Here is a 15,925-nt window from a genome sequence, read left to right as displayed (position 1 = left end):
CTCTTCTCGTGGTCCGGAGCCGCCGCCGATCGGTGAGGGTGGTCGGGTGACAGACGGCGGCTCCGGGGCCTTCGACCCCTTTCGGGGGTTACCGGTGGTCGCTGCCCTTCGACCGCGACGCCGCCCGGCCGGCCTCCAGGCGGGCCACCGGGATCCGGAACGGGGAGCAGGAGACGTAGTCCAGACCCACCTCGTGGAAGAAGTGCACCGACTCCGGGTCGCCGCCGTGCTCGCCGCAGACGCCGAGCTTCAGGTCGGGGCGGGTCTCGCGGCCGGCCTTCGCGGCGGCGGCGACCAGCGAGCCGACGCCGTCCTTGTCGATGGTCTCGAACGGGGAGACGCCGAAGATGCCCTTCTCCAGGTAGGCGGTGAAGAAGCTGGCCTCGACGTCGTCGCGGCTGAAGCCCCACACGGTCTGGGTCAGGTCGTTGGTGCCGAAGGAGAAGAACTCCGCGGCCTCGGCGATCTGCCCGGCGGTCAGCGCGGCGCGCGGCAGCTCGATCATCGTGCCGATCGACAGCTTGAGCTTGGCGCCGGTGGCGGCCTCGACCTCGGCGATGACCTGGTCGGCCTCCTCGCGGACGATCTCCAGCTCCTGGACGGTGCCGACCAGCGGGATCATGATCTCGGCGCGCGGGTCGCCCTTGGCCGCCTTGCGCTCGGCGGCGGCCTCGGCGATGGCGCGGACCTGCATGGTGAACAGGCCGGGGATGGCCAGGCCGAGCCGGACGCCGCGCAGGCCCAGCATCGGGTTCTGCTCGTGCAGCCGGTGCACGGCCTGGAGCAGGCGCAGTTCGTTCTCGTGCGGCTCCTGCCGGGACTCGGCGAGCGCGACGCGCACCGACAGCTCGGTGATGTCGGGCAGGAACTCGTGCAGCGGCGGGTCGAGGAGGCGGACGGTGACGGGCAGGCCGTCCATCGACTCGAAGAGCTGGACGAAGTCCTGCTTCTGGAGCGGCAGCAGCGCCTTGAGGGACTCCTCGCGCTCGTCCTCCGTGTCGGCCAGGATCAGCCGCTCCACCAGCTCGCGGCGGTCGCCGAGGAACATGTGCTCGGTGCGGCACAGGCCGATGCCCTGGGCACCGAACCGGCGGGCGCGCAGCGCGTCCTCGGCGTTGTCGGCGTTGGCGCGCACCCGCAGCCGGCGCTTGCGGTCGGCGAAGGCCATGATCCGGTGCACGGCCTCGACCAGCTCGTCGGCGTCCTCGGCGCCCGCGTGCATCCGGCCCTCGAAGTATTCGACGACCGGGGAGGGCACGACCGGCACCTCGCCGAGGTAGACCTTGCCGGAGGAGCCGTCGATGGAGATCACGTCGCCCTCCTCGACGACGTGCCCGCCGGGCACGGTCATCCGGCGGCGCTTGGTGTCGACCTCCAGCTCCTCGGCCCCGCAGACACAGGTCTTGCCCATGCCGCGCGCGACCACGGCCGCGTGGGAGGTCTTGCCGCCGCGCGAGGTCAGGATGCCCTCGGCGGCGATCATGCCGTCCAGGTCGTCGGGGTTGGTCTCGCGGCGGACCAGGATGACCTTCTCGCCGGAGCGGGACCACTTGACGGCGGTGTACGAGTCGAAGACGGCCTTGCCTACCGCCGCGCCGGGCGAGGCGGCGATGCCCCGGCCGACCTTCTCGACCTTCGCCTCCTCGTCGAAGCGGGGGAACATCAGCTGGGCGAGCTGGGCGCCGTTGACCCGCTGGAGGGCCTCGGCCTCGTCGATCAGGCCCTGGTCGACGAGCTGGGTGGCGATGCGGAAGGCGGCGCCCGCGGTGCGCTTGCCGACGCGGGTCTGGAGCATCCACAGCTGGCCGCGCTCGATGGTGAACTCGATGTCGCACAGGTCCAGGTAGTGGTTCTCCAGCGTCTCCATGATCTGCATCAGCTGGTCGTACGACTTCTTGTCGATCTGCTCCAGCTCCGCCAGCGCGACGGTGTTGCGGATGCCGGCGACGACGTCCTCGCCCTGGGCGTTCTGGAGGTAGTCGCCGTAGACGCCCTGGTGGCCGCTCGCGGGGTCCCTCGTGAACGCGACACCCGTGCCGGAGTCGGGGCCGAGGTTGCCGAAGACCATGGAACACACGTTGACGGCGGTGCCGAGGTCGTGCGGGATGCGCTCCTGGCGGCGGTAGAGCTTGGCGCGCTCGCCGTTCCAGGAGTCGAAGACCGCCTTGATGGCGAGGTCCATCTGCTCGCGCGGGTCCTGCGGGAAGTCCCGGCCGGCCTCGGTCTTGACGATCTTCTTGAACTTGGTGACGAGCTTCTTGAGGTCGGCGGCCTCCAGCTCGGTGTCGACCGCGACCTTCTTGGCCGCCTTCGCCGCCTCCAGCGCCTCCTCGAAGAGGTCGCCGTCGACGCCGAGGACGGTCTTGCCGAACATCTGGATCAGGCGGCGGTAGGAGTCCCACGCGAAGCGGTCGTCGCCGGCCTGCTTGGCCAGTCCCTGCACCGACTTGTCGGAGAGGCCGATGTTGAGGACGGTGTCCATCATGCCGGGCATGGAGAACTTGGCCCCGGACCGCACCGACACGAGGAGCGGGTCGTCGGCCTGGCCGAGCTTCTTGCCCATCTTCGCCTCGAGGGCGTCGAGGTGCGCACTCACCTCGTCACGCAGTGCCGCCGGCTCCTCGCCGCTGTCGAGGTAGGTCTTGCAGGCCTCGGTGGTGATGGTGAAGCCGGGAGGGACCGGGAGACCCAGGTTGGTCATCTCGGCGAGGTTGGCGCCCTTGCCGCCGAGGAGGTCCTTGAGGTCCTTGTTGCCCTCGGTGAAGTCGTAAACGAACTTCGGCGCGTTCGCTACCTGGGGATCTTTGTTTTCCGACACGGGTCTCGACTCCTCGAGGACGCGGTGGCTGCCCTGACGGCGAGGAATGTACCCAGATCAAAGGCGTCTCGGTACGTCCACTTGCGCGTCGTGCGCCTGTAACCACTCGTCCGCCACCGGATCGAAAGTCAAGGCTTGGCAAGCGACCCGCCGCTTGTGTTTTCACTTCTTGAACGCATGCGCGCACGAACACCCGGTTGTGCGCTCACTTGAGCGCCATTCCCCACGTCTGAGTTCGATCGATGAACGATCAAGGTATGGCACTCAGTGCCACACCTTGGAGAAGTGGAGTCGCCCAAGATCCGCTCATCTGAGCGCTACCCCTATCAGAGGTGGCGAGAATCACGCTGCCACAGACCGCCGGATTTCACCATGCGGACCGGTGAACGGACCGCTCGCGCCGGACGTACGAGAGGGCGGCGGGCCCCCGGCCCCCTCGCCGGGGCCCGCCGTCCACCGGGTTTCGTACGGAAGGACCTTCGGGTGCCCGTCATCACGCCTTTTCGCCGGTCGCAGCGGCCCCCCGACGACGCTCCCGACGACCCCGGCACCCCCGGCGCACCCGGTCCCGCCCCGCTGGCGGCCCTCGGGGCCCGGCTCGCCCACTGGCGTACCTGGCGCACCCGGCACCGGCGCACCGCCGTCGTCGTCCGCCGGGTCACGACAGCCCTTTCGGCCATTCTCGTTCTCGGGGCACTCCTGCTGCCCAACACCTTCGTCGCCCTGGAGCCCAACCGCTTCGCGCGGATCCCGGCGGAGGCGGTCGTCGCGGCGGTGCTGCTGCTCTGCCTGCCCCGGGTGCCGCGGCTGGTGGCGGCGGCGCTGTTCGGGACCGCCCTCGGCGCGCTGACCGTGCTGAACCTGCTCGACATGGGGTTCACGGAGTACCTGGGCCGGAGTTTCAACCTCGTCCTGGACTGGGGCCTGCTCGACGACGCCCAGTCCTACGTCGCCGACTCGATGGGCGGGGCGGCGGCGGCCTGGGCGGCCGTGGGCGCGCTCGCGCTGACCGCGGCGCTGGTGGTGCTCATGGCGCTGGCGGCGGTCCGGCTCGGCGAGCTGCTCGCCGCGCACCGGGAGCGGGCCGCGCGGGGCGCGCTGATGGCGGCCACCGTGTGGATGACCTGCGTGGCGCTGGGCGTGCAGACCTTCGGCGTGCCGCTCGCCACCACGAGCGCCTCCCGGGCCGCCGAGGCGCAGGCACACCGGGTGGTGGACACGCTGCGGGACGAGGCCGCCTTCGCGAAGGAGGCGAAGGCGGACCGCTTCGGCGCCACGCCCGGCGCGCAGCTGGTGCCGGACCTGCGCGGCAAGGACATGGTCTTCGCGTTCATCGAGAGCTACGGCCGCAGCGCCGTCGAGGACCCGGTGATGGCACCGGGTGTCGACCGGACGCTGGAGGCGCGCACCGAGGCGCTGGCGAAGGCGGGCTTCCACGCCCGCAGCGGCTGGCTGACCTCGGCGACGTACGGCGGCAGCAGCTGGCTGGGCCACTCCACCTTCCTGTCCGGCCTGTGGGTGGACAACCAGCAGCGCTACCGCACCGTGACCGCGGGCGACCACCTCACCCTCACCAAGGCGTTCGAGAAGACCGGCGACTGGGACACGGTCGGGATCATGCCCGGGGTGCAGAAGGCCTGGCCGGAGGCCGACTGGTACGGCCTGGACAAGGTGTACGACGCCTTCGACATGGGCTACCGGGGGCCGAAGTTCAGCTGGTCGACGATGCCGGACCAGTACGCGCTGGAGGCGTTCCAGCGTCTGGAACACGGCCGCGAGCGCGACAGGCCGCTGATGGCGGAGGTCATCCTCACCTCCAGCCACCAGCCCTGGGCGCCGATCCCGAGGATGGTCGGCTGGGACGAGGTCGGAGACGGGTCGGTGTACGACGGCATCGAGGCGGCGGGCGTCAAGGCGTCCGACGTCATCACCGACTCCGCCCGCTCGAAGGAGGAGTACGGCAAGTCGATCCAGTACTCGGTCACCAGCCTCACCCAGTGGCTGGAGCGCTACGGCACGGACGACACCGTCCTGGTCTTCCTCGGCGACCACCAGCCGATCGCCCGCGTCAGCGGGAACCACGCGAGCCGGGACGTCCCGGTGTCGATCGTCGCCAAGGACCCGAAGGTGCTCGACGCGATCGACGACTGGCACTGGACCGAGGGGCTGAAGCCGGCGAAGGACGCCCCGGTGTGGCGGATGAGTTCCTTCCGCGACCGCTTCCTGACGGCGTACGGCTCGACCCCGCACCCCACCGGCGCGGGGGACTGATCAGCCGCCGGACGTGTCCAGCTCGGCGTCCTCGCCGACGCCCGCGCAGTCGTACGGGTCCTTGAGCCAGCCGTCGGGCAGGACCACGCGGTTGTTGCCGGAGGTACGGCCGCGGGGGCCGTCGGCGCCGGTGGGCCAGGGCTGGTCGAGGTCGAGTTCGTCGAGCCCGGCGCGCAGCGCCTCCAGGGAGGAGGTGATCGCCAGCCGCTTGCGCATCTCGGAGCCGACGGCGAAGCCCTTGAGGTACCAGGCGACGTGCTTGCGGAAGTCGATGACGCCGCGCGCCTCGTCGCCGATCCACTCGCCGAGCAGGGTCGCGTGCCGGACCATCACGTCGGCGACCTCGCGCAGGGTGGGCCGCACGAAGGAGTCGGTGCGGCCCTCGAAGGCGGCGACCAGGTCGGCGAAGAGCCACGGCCGCCCCAGGCACCCGCGTCCGACCACGACGCCGTCGCAGCCGGTCTCGCGGACCATGCGCAGCGCGTCCTCGGCGGACCAGATGTCGCCGTTGCCCAGCACCGGGATCTCCGGGACGTGCTCCTTGAGGCGGGCGATGGCGTCCCAGTCGGCGGTGCCGCCGTAGTGCTGGGCGGTGGTGCGGCCGTGCAGGGCGATGGCGGTGACGCCCTCCTCGACGGCGATGCGGCCGGCGTCGAGGTAGGTGAGGTGGTCGTCGTCGAGGCCCTTGCGCATCTTCATGGTGACGGGCAGGTCGCCGGCGCCGGTGACGGCCTCGCGGACGATGGCCCGCAGCAGGTTCCGCTTGTAGGGCAGCGCCGAGCCGCCGCCCTTGCGGGTCACCTTCGGCACCGGGCAGCCGAAGTTCAGGTCGATGTGGTCGGCCAGGTCCTCCTCCGCGATCATGCGGACGGCCTTGCCGACGGTCACCGGGTCGACGCCGTACAGCTGGATCGAGCGCGGGGTCTCGGTCGCGTCGAAGTGGATCAGCTGCATGGTCTTCTCATTGCGCTCGACCAGCGCCCGCGTGGTGATCATCTCGCTCACGAACAGGCCCTTGCCCCCGCTGAACTCACGGCACAGCGTGCGGAACGGCGCGTTGGTGATCCCGGCCATCGGGGCCAGCACCACGGGCGGGGCGACGGTGTGCGGGCCGATGCGCAGCGGCGCGGCGGTGGTGTCGGGGGCGGGCGTGGCGAGCGTGGACATTCCCCCATTGTCACGCACGCGGGGCGGTGCCCGCCGCGCCCTGTGGACAAAGACCGTGCATCAGTCATTAGTTAGACGCACTATCGAAGTAGGCGTAGGCTGGAGTTCATGCCCGAGCTCACCCATCGCCGTCGCATGCTCGTGCTCGCCATCTGCTGCATGAGCCTGCTGATCGTGAGTATCGACAACACGATCCTCAACGTCGCCCTCCCCTCCATGCAGCGCGACCTGCACGCGAGCACGTCGGGCCTTCAGTGGGCCATCGACGCGTACACACTGGTGCTGGCCGCGCTGCTGATGCTGTCCGGCTCCACCGCCGACCGGATCGGCCGCAAACGGGTCTTCATGACCGGCCTGGTGATCTTCACCCTCGGCTCGCTGCTGTGCTCGCTGGCGCCCGGCCTGTCCTCGCTGGTCGTCTTCCGGATGATGCAGGCGGTGGGCGGTTCGATGCTCAACCCGGTCGCCATGTCGATCATCACCAACACCTTCACCGACCCTCGCGAACGGGCCCGGGCGATCGGCGTCTGGGGTGCGGTGGTCGGCATATCCATGGCCGCGGGGCCGCTGGTGGGCGGGCTGCTCGTGGAGTCGGTCGGCTGGCGCTCGATCTTCTGGGTCAACCTCCCGGTGGGCCTGGCCGCCCTCCTCCTCACCCTCCGCTTCGTCCCCGAGTCCCGCGCGCCCAAGGCCCGCCGCCCCGACCCGCTGGGCCAGCTGATGGTGATCGTGCTGTTCGGCTCCCTGACGTACGCGATCATCGAGGCGCCGAACGCCGGGCTCACCAGCGTGCTGCCCTTCGCCGTCCTGGCGCTCGCCGCGCTGATCGGCCTGCTGGTGCACGAGCCGCGCCGCACCGACCCCCTCATCGAGCTGCGCTTCTTCCGGTCGGCGCCGTTCAGCGGGGCCACCGTCATCGCGATCAGCGCCTTCGCCGCGCTGGGCGGCTTCCTGTTCCTGTCCACGCTGTACCTGCAGAACGTGCGCGGGCTGAGCGCCCTGGAGGCCGGTCTGTGGATGCTGCCGATGGCCGTGCCGACCTTCCTGTGCGCCCCGCTGTCCGGGCGGCTGGTCGGCAGCCGGGGGCCGCGCCTGCCGCTGCTGATCGCGGGCGGGGCGCTGACCGTGAGCGGGACCCTCTTCGCCGCTTTCGAGGCCGAGACGTCCGACCTCACCCTCTTCCTCGGCTACGTCCTGTTCGGCATCGGCTTCGGCTTCGTCAACGCGCCCATCACCAACACCGCGGTCTCCGGCATGCCGCGCGCCCAGGCCGGGGTCGCGGCGGCCGTCGCCTCCACCAGCCGCCAGCTGGGCCAGACCCTCGGCGTGGCAGTGGTCGGCGCGGTGCTGGCGACGGGCGTGAGCGCGTCGTCGTACCGCGACACCTTCGTCTCCGCCGCCCGCCCCGGCTGGTGGATCCTGGCCGCCTGCGGCCTCGCGGTCCTCGTCCTCGGCGCCGTCACGAGCGGTCGCTGGGCCCACCGCACGGCGGAGCGGACGGCCGAGCGCCTGGAGTCGCCGGAGGTACGGGAGGCGGCCCGGACGGGGGCGTGAGGGCACCCGGGCCTCCGGTGGCGGGCTGCCTGCCCGGCCGGGGCGACCCACGCGGGGAACGCTGAACGCCCCGCACCCGGCATGCAGCACCGGAGGCCCGGCCCCGGGCCGGCAACCGGCAATCGGTACCCGGCACGCCGTTCCCGGCATTCAGCACCCGCCGCCCGACACCCGGCAACCCGCCGACACCCGCCGCCCGACAGGCGGCAACCGGCCACGGGCCGACGACCGCACGCCCGGCACCCGGCACCCGGCACCCGGCACCCGGCACCCGGCCTCAGCGCATCACCGTCGGCAGCCGTTCCGCCAGCTTCGGCCAGTACCTCATCACCGCGTCCTCCACCCCCGGCAGTGCCCGCTGTCCCGCCAGCGCCAGCGTGATCGCGGCGGCCACGCACGTCCACGCGACCGGGCCGAGCGGGGTGCAGCCGAAGAGGCGGCTGGCGCCCGGGGTCTGGACGAGGGCGACCAGCGCGGCGGCGGAGCCGAGGGAGGTGACCTGGACCAGGCGGCTGTCGCGGCGGTCGGCGAGGGTCTGGGCGAGCTGGGTGCCGACGACCGCGCACAGCGCCATCGTCGTCGAACGCCGCTCCGTACCCGGTGTGAAGCGGCCCAGGAGCCAGGCCGCGGTCGCCCCCAGCGCCGTGGTCAGGGCCCGGTGCCGGATCTGCCGGATGAGGGGCTCACCCAGCACCGCCGTACCGAGCGGCGCGCCCGCGTCGGCGGCCTCCTGCTCGGGGTCGCCCGTCTTGGTCACCGCGACGGCCATCGCCGGGAACAGGTCGGTGAAGAGGTTGACCAGCAGCATCTGGCGGGTGGACAGCGGGGCGGCGCCGCCCAGCACCGTGCCGAGGATGCCGAAGCCGACCTCGCCCGCGTTGCCGCCGATCAGGATGGCGATGGCGTCGGCGACGCTGTGCCACAGCGCCCGGCCCTCCCGGACCGCCTCCACGAGGACCAGCAGGTCGTCGCCCGTCACCACCAGGTCGGCGGCGTTGCGGGCGGCGGCCGAGCCGCGGGCGCTGATGCCGACGCCGATGTCGGCGGCCCGGATCGCGGCGGCGTCGTTGGCGCCGTCGCCGACCATGCCGACGACCCGCCCGGCGTCCCGCAGCGACTCGACGACCTGGAGCTTCTGCTCGGGCGCCACCCGGGCCACGACGTCCGCGTCGCGCAGCATCCGGGACCGCGCGGTGCGGTCGGCGGCGGCGAGTTCGTCGCCGGTGACCACGACCGCGTCCTCGGGCCAGCCCAGGTCGACGGCGATGGCGTGGGCGGTCTGCGGATGGTCGCCGGTCAGCACCACGGGCCGCACCCCCGCCTCGCGCAGCCCGCGCACCAGCGCCGGGGAGGTCTCGCGGGGCACGTCGGCGAGCGCCAGCAGCCCCGTGACCTCCAGCCGTGCGGGCGGCTGTTCGAGGACGTCGGCCGCCTTCTCGCCCTTGGCCAGGGTCCGCCGCGCCACCGCGATGATGCGCAGCCCGTCGCGGGCGAGGCGCTGCGCCACCTCGGTGGTGTCCGAGGGCAGGCCGGCGCAGGCGGGCAGCACCGTCTCCGGGGCGCCCTTGACCACCAGGACCGCGGGGCCGGCGCCGCCCTCGCGTCCGACGGCGGCCGCGTAGCCGCGGGACGTCTCGAAGGGCAGGCCCTCCTCCTGCGTCCAGCCCGGGTCGGCCCCGGCCGCGTCCAGGATCGCCTCGTCGGTGGCGTGGGTGGGCCGGGCGCCGTCGCCGTTCAGGCGGGGGCAGGCGCGCGCGGCGGTCCGTACGGCGTCGGCGGTCTCCGGGTCGCCCGCGCGGCGGACCGTGCCGTCGGGGCCCGCGACGCGTGACAGCCGCAGCTTGTTCTCGGTGAGGGTGCCCGTCTTGTCGAAGCAGACGGTGTCCATCCGGCCGAGCGCCTCCAGCGTGCGCGGGGTGCGCACCAGGACCCCCCGGCGGCTCAGCCGGCGGGCCGCCGCGAGCTGGGCCACGGTCGCCACCAGCGGCAGCCCCTCGGGCACGGCGGCCACCGCCACCGACACGCCACCGGCGACGGCCTGCCGGATCGGCGCCCCGCGCAGCAGCGAGAGCCCGGTCACCGCGGCGCCGCCCGCCAGGGTGAGCGGCAGCGCCTTGCGGGTCAGTTCCTGGAGCCGCGCCTGCACTCCGGCCGCCGACGGCGTACGGGCCGCCAGCGCGACCGCGCGCGCCGCCTCCGTGTGGTCCCCGGTGTCGACGACGACGGCCCGGGCCCGCCCGGCCACCACGGTCGTGCCCTCGAAGACCATGCAGTACCGCTCCGCCACCGGGGCGCGCGGCGCCGGGTCCACGCACTTGTCCACCGGCAGCGACTCGCCGGTCAGCGCGGACTCGTCCACCTCCAGGCCGTCCTCCCACAGCAGCCGCGCGTCGGCGGGCACGACGTCGTCGGCCTTCAGCTCGATCACGTGGCCGGGGTGCAGCTTGGCCGCGTCCACGATCCACGGCTCGCCCTCGGAGGCGAACTCCGCGCCCGCCCCTGCGGGTTGCCCCTCCGACGCCGTCTCCCTCGGGCCGGCGCCGGACCGTCCGGTGGCGCCGTGCTCCCCCGCCGTGTCCCGGCCGGCGTGCCCGTTCCCCGGCCCGGGGCCCTCCGCCAGGCGGGCCTTCTGCTTCTGCTCCGCCAGCAGACCGGACAACGCCCGCTCGGCGCGCAGCCGTTGGAAACCGCCGACCAGGGCGTTCAGGTCGAGGGCGCCGACCACGAGCAGCGCGTCGACGACCGACCCGAGGATCGCGGAGGCGGCCGAGCCGACCGCCAGTACCGGGGTGAGCGGATCGTCCAGCTCCCCGCGTACGGCCCGGGCCAGCTGCCACGACCAGCGGACGGGGGCCAGCACGGGCACCCGGCCCGCCCGGTCGGCGGCCGCCCGCAGCCGGGCGGTGGCCTGTTCCACGACGGTCGGCTCGGGTTCGCGTTCCCGCTCCAGCCGCTCCCGTACGTCGTCGGGGTCCAGCGCGTGCCACGCCACCCGGGGCCGGGGATGCGGGGCGCGGGCCATCGCCACCCCGAGCGCGGCCCGCGTCCCGGACAGCAGGGCCAGCGCCGCGCTCGCGTCCACCGGCGCGTGCCGCATCCCGAGCAGCGACGACACGCCGCCCCGGCTCCTGCCGCGCGCCTCGCCGACCGCCACCAGCAGCCCGGACAGCGCGGCCCCGGACCGGGCCAGCGTCTGCGACCGGCGCCCGACCGCACGCGCCACCGGCACCGCCCGCAGCACCCGCCACACGTCGGCCAGGCCCTGCGGCGCGAGCACGTCCGCGCCCCAGGCCACCGGGCAGCCGGCGTCGGCCAGCGCGACCGCCACGTCCCCGGCGAGCAGTCCGTCCGTCACGCCCGCGTCGGCGCCGGGCAGCGGCCGTACGACGGTGATGACGCCGCCCTCCTCCCGCAGTCCGGCCACGACGTCCGCGAGCGGGCGTCCGGCGGCGACGACCTGGTCGGCGAGGCCGGTGAAGTCGGCCAGCGCGGGGTCCTCGACCATGACCACGCGCAGTCCCGCGCGCCGCGCCGCGTCCAGCACGTCCTCGGTCCACGGGTCGGCGCCCGCGTCCGGCACCCGCAGCGCGCTGGGGTGCAGTACGACCGTGCGGGCCATCTCCAGCTGCCGCAGCCGCCCGGGGTCGCGCACGAGCACACCGGTGCGGGACAGCGCGGCGCTCAGTACGGCGTGGAAGGCGGCGGGCCCGTAGCGCGCGGCCTTGGGCGAGCCGGCCAGCACCGCCTCCGCCGCCTCCGCCACGTCGTGCTTGACCAGCAGGGTCGCGGCGGCGCCCGCCACGCTGCCCGCCGAGGCGTGGGCGGCGTAGTCCTGGGCCGGGGAGGTGCGCGGCGGCGGGCGCAGGGCGGGCCCGGCGGGCAGACTGCCCCGGCCCGGGACGCACAGCTGGTCGTGCACGACCTCGAAGGCGGCCCCCCGCGCCACCGCCTCCGCCAACTGGCAGGCGCGCAGCGCCCCGTCGAGCACCAGCGAGGTCGGGCTCTGCCCGGCGCCGTGGACGGCCGCGTTGGCGGCGGCCAGGGCCAGGTCCATGCCGTGGTCGCCGAGCCGCTCGCGCAGCCAGGCGCGGAAGGCCGGGTTCTCGCGCAGCAGCGTCGCCACGGCGGTCACCAGGCGGGGTGAGGCCGGCAGCCGCAGCCGCGCGCCGGTCACAGCGGCGGCGATGCCCAGCATGTCGGCCCCGAGCGCGGCGGCCGCGACCCGCACGGGGGTCGGGTCGCCGGGATGGTCCGTCTCGTCCACCAGGTCGTCCGCGTCGCCCGGACCGTCCGGACCGGTGGCGGCGGACTGGTCCGCCCGGGTGAGTCCGTGGCGTTCGGCCAGTGCGGTGGCGTGGTCCACGACGCGGTCGGTGAGCGTGTCCTCGGTCGCGGTCACCACCAGTCTGGCGAGACCGGTGTCCCAGTAGGCGAGCAGGACGTCCGGGTGCTCGGCCAGGGCCGCCGCCACCCGCCGGCCCACCCGTTCCGTACCGCCGGCCCGGCGCACCTCGTCCGTCGCGGCCGGCCGGAGCGCGAGGTGCACGCGGGGCCCGGCCCGCCAGTCCCGCGATCCGCCGGGCAGCGCCGCGCGGGCCACCCGTGCCGCCCGCGCCGCGAAGTCGGCGCCGCGCACACCGGCCCGTGCGGTGCCCGCCGCCGCCCCGGCCGCGGCGCCCACGGCGGGCGCGGTGCCGCGCGCGAGCAGCCGGGGGCCGGCCAGCACGAATCCCGTGACAGCGCCCTGGGAACGCGTCAGCAGTCCACCGGCCATCGCTCTCCCTCAGCCGGACTTGCGGGTGCGCGACGCGGTGGCCGTCTTGCGGCCGCGGCTCCCGCCCGTGGTGGAGGGCCGACTGGAGGACGCCTTGGTCCCCGACTGGCTCTTGCTCCGAGTGGGGGACGCGGTCTTCCTCGCGGGGGTCTTCTTCGCGGCGGACTTCTTCGCGGCGGACTTCTTCGCGGCGGCGGACTTGCCGGTCGTGGCCTTGGCCGCCGTCGACCCGGCTCCGGCGGACTTGGCGGCGGTCTTCCTGGCGCCGGCGGCCCGCTTCTCCGCGGCCGTCTTCGTCGCGGCCGTCTTCGTCGCCGTCGTCTTCGTCGCCGTCGTCCCGGCCGCCCTGGCGGTGGTCTTCCTGGCCGGCGCCGTCCGGGCGGTCCTCGTGCCGTCGGCGCCCTGCGACGCGCTCCCGTCGCCGTTCTTCCCGTCCCGCCCGCGCGGCTGCGTCAGCCAGGCCACCGCCGCCCCGGTGACGGCCACCGGCCACTCAACGAGCCCGGCGACACCCGCCACCCCGGCGCCCGTGTAGACGAGCACGCGCCGCCCGCGCGGCGACACCGCCCCGATTCTGTCCAGCGCCCCCTCGGCGGCCCTGCCCACCGTGCCGGCACCCGGCACCTTCCGCACCGCCGAAGCGGCCGCGTGCAACGGCCGCGGGAGGGTCCGCGCCGACTTCTGCTCAGCCATGACTGTTCGTCCTCGCCCTGTCCGTGCTGTGGGTACCCAGGGCCGTCGAGCCCCTGGGAAACCCCGGGAACATCACCTTCCGCATTTCCCCGGGTTCCCGCACTTCGGGCGCTCATCCCGACGGAGTCGGCTCCCGCTCCAGGGCGATCGCGTGCAACCGCTCCAGCCGCTCCCGGGAGACCTCGTCGGCCGGTGCGTACGTCACCATCCGGGGGCCGGGCTCCGGACCGAGCCACAGGTCGGTGTGGTCGACGCGGATGCGGCCGACGTGCCGGTTGACGAACTCCTTGCGCTTGCCGCGGTGCGCGACGACCTCGTAGCGCTCCCAGGCCTCGCGGAACTCGGGGGACTGGGTGCGCAGCCGCTTGAGCAGCATCTTCCAGGCGGGCTCGGCGAGATGACCGGCCATGGTGGCGCGGAACCGGGCCGCCATCAGGCGCTGGGTCTCCTCCAGATGGACGATGGCGGACCGCCAGTCCTCGTTGGTGAAGCAGAGGACCATGCAGTTGCGGTCCTCGGGCGGCACCGTGTCCAGGTCGCACAGCAGCAGCCCGTACGTCCGGTTGTGGGCGAGGATGTCGTACCGGCTGTTCTGCACACAGGCCGGGTAGGGCTCGAACTGCTCCAGCAGGGCGCGCACCGCCGGTGTGATGGCCGGGCAGACCGTCGCGGGCGTCGGGTCGACGGACCCGGCGAGCTGGAAGAGGTGGGCACGCTCGGTCGGGTCGAGCAGCAGGGCGCGGGCGAGGGCGTCGAGGACCTGCACGGAGACCTGGATGTCCCGGGCCTGCTCCAGCCAGGTGTACCAGGTGACGCCGACGGCCGAGAGCTGGGCGACCTCCTCGCGCCGCAGCCCCGGTGTCCGGCGGCGGCGTCCGCGGGGCAGCCCGACCTGCTCGGGGGCGATGCGTTCGCGGCGGCTGCGCAGGAAGGCGGCGAGTTCGTGCCGCCGGATCTCCGAGCCGGTGTCCCGGGGCGGGGACTGGACCGCCGTCTCCTGACCCGTCATCGTCGTCATGCCTCCCAGGGTGCCGCGTCCGGGACCCTGTTGCCAGGTACTCCCACTACCAGCATAAGGAGACTCTGGTACCACCCTGGAGGGAGTCGCAGGCTCGACCACGTGACCGAAACCATCACTTCACGTCCCGTCCGTACGGCCGCCCCCGGAGCGCCGGCCGCGCTCGGCGGCCTCGGACTCTTCACGGTGCTGCTGGCCGCGGCACTCCCGCTCGTCGACTTCTTCATCGTCAACGTCGCCCTGCCCACCATCGGCACCGACCTCTCCGCGAGCGAGGCGGTCCTGGAACTGGTCGTCGCCGGCTACGGGGTGGCGTACGCCGTCCTGCTGGTCCTCGGCGGCCGGCTCGGCGACCTCTTCGGCCGGCGCCGCCTGTTCCTGGGCGGCATGGCGGCCTTCGGACTGACCTCGCTGGCCTGCGGCCTGGCGCCGGACGCCTGGTCGCTGGTGGCGGCCAGGGTGGCGCAGGGCGCCTCGGCGGCCGCGATGCTGCCCCAGGTGCTGGCGACCATCCAGGCGACCACGACCGGGCCCCGGCGCGCGAAGGCCATGGGCCTGTACGGGGCGACCGCCGGGCTGTCGATGGTGGCCGGCCAGATCCTGGGCGGCGTCCTGGTGGCCGCCGACATCGCGGGCACCGGCTGGCGTTCCGTCTTCCTGGTGAACGTCCCGGTCGTCCTCGCGGGCCTCTTCCTCGCCGTCCGCGCGGTCCCGGAGACCCGCTCCGCACGCCCCGAGCCGGTGGACGTCCCGGGCACCTTCCTGCTGGCCGCCTCGATCCTGACCCTGCTGGTCCCGCTGACCGAGGGCCGGGCGGCGGGCTGGCCGCTGTGGACGTGGCTGTCGCTGGCGGCGTTCCCCTTCGTCGCGGCGGCGTTCTACGCGGTGGAGCGCCGGGCGGACCGTGCGGGCCGCACGCCGCTGGTCCCGCCGAGCCTGTTCGCGATCGTGTCCCTGCGCCGCGGCCTCCTGCTCATCGTGCCGTTCTCGATCGGCTTCAGCGGCTTCATGTTCGTCATCGCGGTGGCCTTGCAGCAGGGCGCGGGCCTGGGCCCGGTGGCGGCGGGCCTGGCCCTGGCACCACTGGCGGTGGTGTTCTTCCTCTTCTCCCTCGCCGGTCCCCGGCTGGTCGCCCGCTACGGGACCCGCGTCGTCCCCACCGGCGCCGCCCTCCAAGGGGTGGGCCTGGCCCTGATGACGCTGGCCGCGTGGCGTTCCTGGCCCGATCTGGGACTGGTCGAACTCCTGCCGGGCGCGGCGGTCGCGGGCGCGGGCCAGGCGCTCCAGCTCCCGGTCGTCCTCCGGTTGGTCCTCTCGGAGGTGCCCGCCGAACGCGCCGGCGTGGGCAGCGGCGTCATGGTCACGACCCAGCAGTCGTCGCTGGCCCTGGGCGTGGCCACCCTGGGCACGCTGTTCCTGTCGCTGATCCCGGGCATGGGCATGCGCGACGCCCTGGTGACGACACTGCTGGTCCAGTTGGCGGCGGTGGCGCTCACCGGCCTGCTGAGCCTGCGCCTGCCCCGGACGATCGTCTGACAAGCGACTGAGCCAGCACCCCGTTCGTTCCGGCGGAGTAGGGCAGTGCTGACGCTGACGGGCGAGGTAGGGAACGAGTGTTCCCCATGACGAC

8 protein-coding genes are annotated in these 15,925 nt (G+C 73.9%); 3 read left to right on the top strand and 5 right to left on the bottom strand.

The genetic code is table 11. The annotated features are described in order from the left end of the window. Nucleotides 1-88: 88 nt before the first annotated feature. Nucleotides 89-2,818 carry a pyruvate, phosphate dikinase gene (gene ppdK / locus D1J63_RS25055; protein ID WP_102928007.1) on the bottom strand — a complete coding sequence of 910 codons (2,730 nt, stop codon included), beginning with the start codon at nt 2,816-2,818 and terminating at the stop codon, nt 89-91. Between the two features lie 483 nt (nt 2,819-3,301). On the opposite strand from ppdK, the gene D1J63_RS25050 reads away from it, so the two are divergent. Further along, nucleotides 3,302-5,089, top strand: a complete 1,788-nt coding sequence (locus tag D1J63_RS25050) for a CDP-alcohol phosphatidyltransferase (RefSeq protein WP_125631816.1) — start codon at nt 3,302-3,304, stop codon at nt 5,087-5,089. Here D1J63_RS25050 and dusB read toward each other — a convergent pair whose 3' ends face one another. Further along, nucleotides 5,090-6,256, bottom strand: coding sequence for a tRNA dihydrouridine synthase DusB (dusB, locus tag D1J63_RS25045; RefSeq protein ID WP_125631814.1), 1,167 nt, complete (start codon nt 6,254-6,256; stop codon nt 5,090-5,092). A gap of 108 nt (nt 6,257-6,364) precedes the next feature. Between dusB and D1J63_RS25040 the strand changes: the two genes are divergently transcribed. Next, on the top strand, nt 6,365-7,810 hold the full coding sequence (locus tag D1J63_RS25040; protein ID WP_125631812.1) for an MFS transporter: 1,446 nt from the start codon (nt 6,365-6,367) through the stop codon (nt 7,808-7,810). Between the two features lie 277 nt (nt 7,811-8,087). On the opposite strand, the gene D1J63_RS25035 is transcribed toward D1J63_RS25040, so the two are convergent. From D1J63_RS25035 to D1J63_RS25020, 3 genes are all read right to left on the bottom strand, one after another. Beyond that, on the bottom strand, nt 8,088-12,584 hold the full coding sequence (locus D1J63_RS25035) for a cation-translocating P-type ATPase (RefSeq protein ID WP_125631810.1): 4,497 nt from the start codon (nt 12,582-12,584) through the stop codon (nt 8,088-8,090). A 9-nt stretch (nt 12,585-12,593) separates the two neighbouring features. Further along, nucleotides 12,594-13,277 carry a hypothetical protein gene (locus D1J63_RS37340; RefSeq protein WP_232249861.1) on the bottom strand — a complete coding sequence of 228 codons (684 nt, stop codon included), beginning with the start codon at nt 13,275-13,277 and terminating at the stop codon, nt 12,594-12,596. 112 nt (nt 13,278-13,389) lie between these two features. Beyond that, on the bottom strand, nt 13,390-14,286 hold the full coding sequence (locus D1J63_RS25020; RefSeq protein WP_125635795.1) for a helix-turn-helix domain-containing protein: 897 nt from the start codon (nt 14,284-14,286) through the stop codon (nt 13,390-13,392). A 111-nt stretch (nt 14,287-14,397) separates the two neighbouring features. Here D1J63_RS25020 and D1J63_RS25015 point away from each other — a divergent pair, with 111 nt between their 5' ends. Further along, a complete protein-coding gene (locus D1J63_RS25015) occupies nt 14,398-15,831 on the top strand; it encodes an MFS transporter (protein WP_125631808.1) in 1,434 nt (477 codons plus the stop codon). The last annotated feature ends 94 nt before the right edge of the window (nt 15,832-15,925 follow it).

Source organism: Streptomyces sp. KPB2 (genome assembly GCF_003950055.1).
In the GTDB taxonomy this organism is placed as follows: domain Bacteria; phylum Actinomycetota; class Actinomycetes; order Streptomycetales; family Streptomycetaceae; genus Streptomyces; species Streptomyces salinarius.
Note: the sequence above shows the minus strand (reverse complement) of the source record. Positions and strands in the feature narration are given on the sequence as shown.

Coding starts and splice junctions, on each gene's coding strand:
- dusB (WP_125631814.1), bottom strand. CDS start 6,256: ATGTCCACGCTCGCCACGCCCGCCCCCGACACCACCGCCGCGCCGCTG.
- D1J63_RS37340 (WP_232249861.1), bottom strand. CDS start 13,277: ATGGCTGAGCAGAAGTCGGCGCGGACCCTCCCGCGGCCGTTGCACGCG.
- D1J63_RS25040 (WP_125631812.1), top strand. CDS start 6,365: ATGCCCGAGCTCACCCATCGCCGTCGCATGCTCGTGCTCGCCATCTGC.
- D1J63_RS25020 (WP_125635795.1), bottom strand. CDS start 14,286: ATGACGGGTCAGGAGACGGCGGTCCAGTCCCCGCCCCGGGACACCGGC.
- D1J63_RS25035 (WP_125631810.1), bottom strand. CDS start 12,584: ATGGCCGGTGGACTGCTGACGCGTTCCCAGGGCGCTGTCACGGGATTC.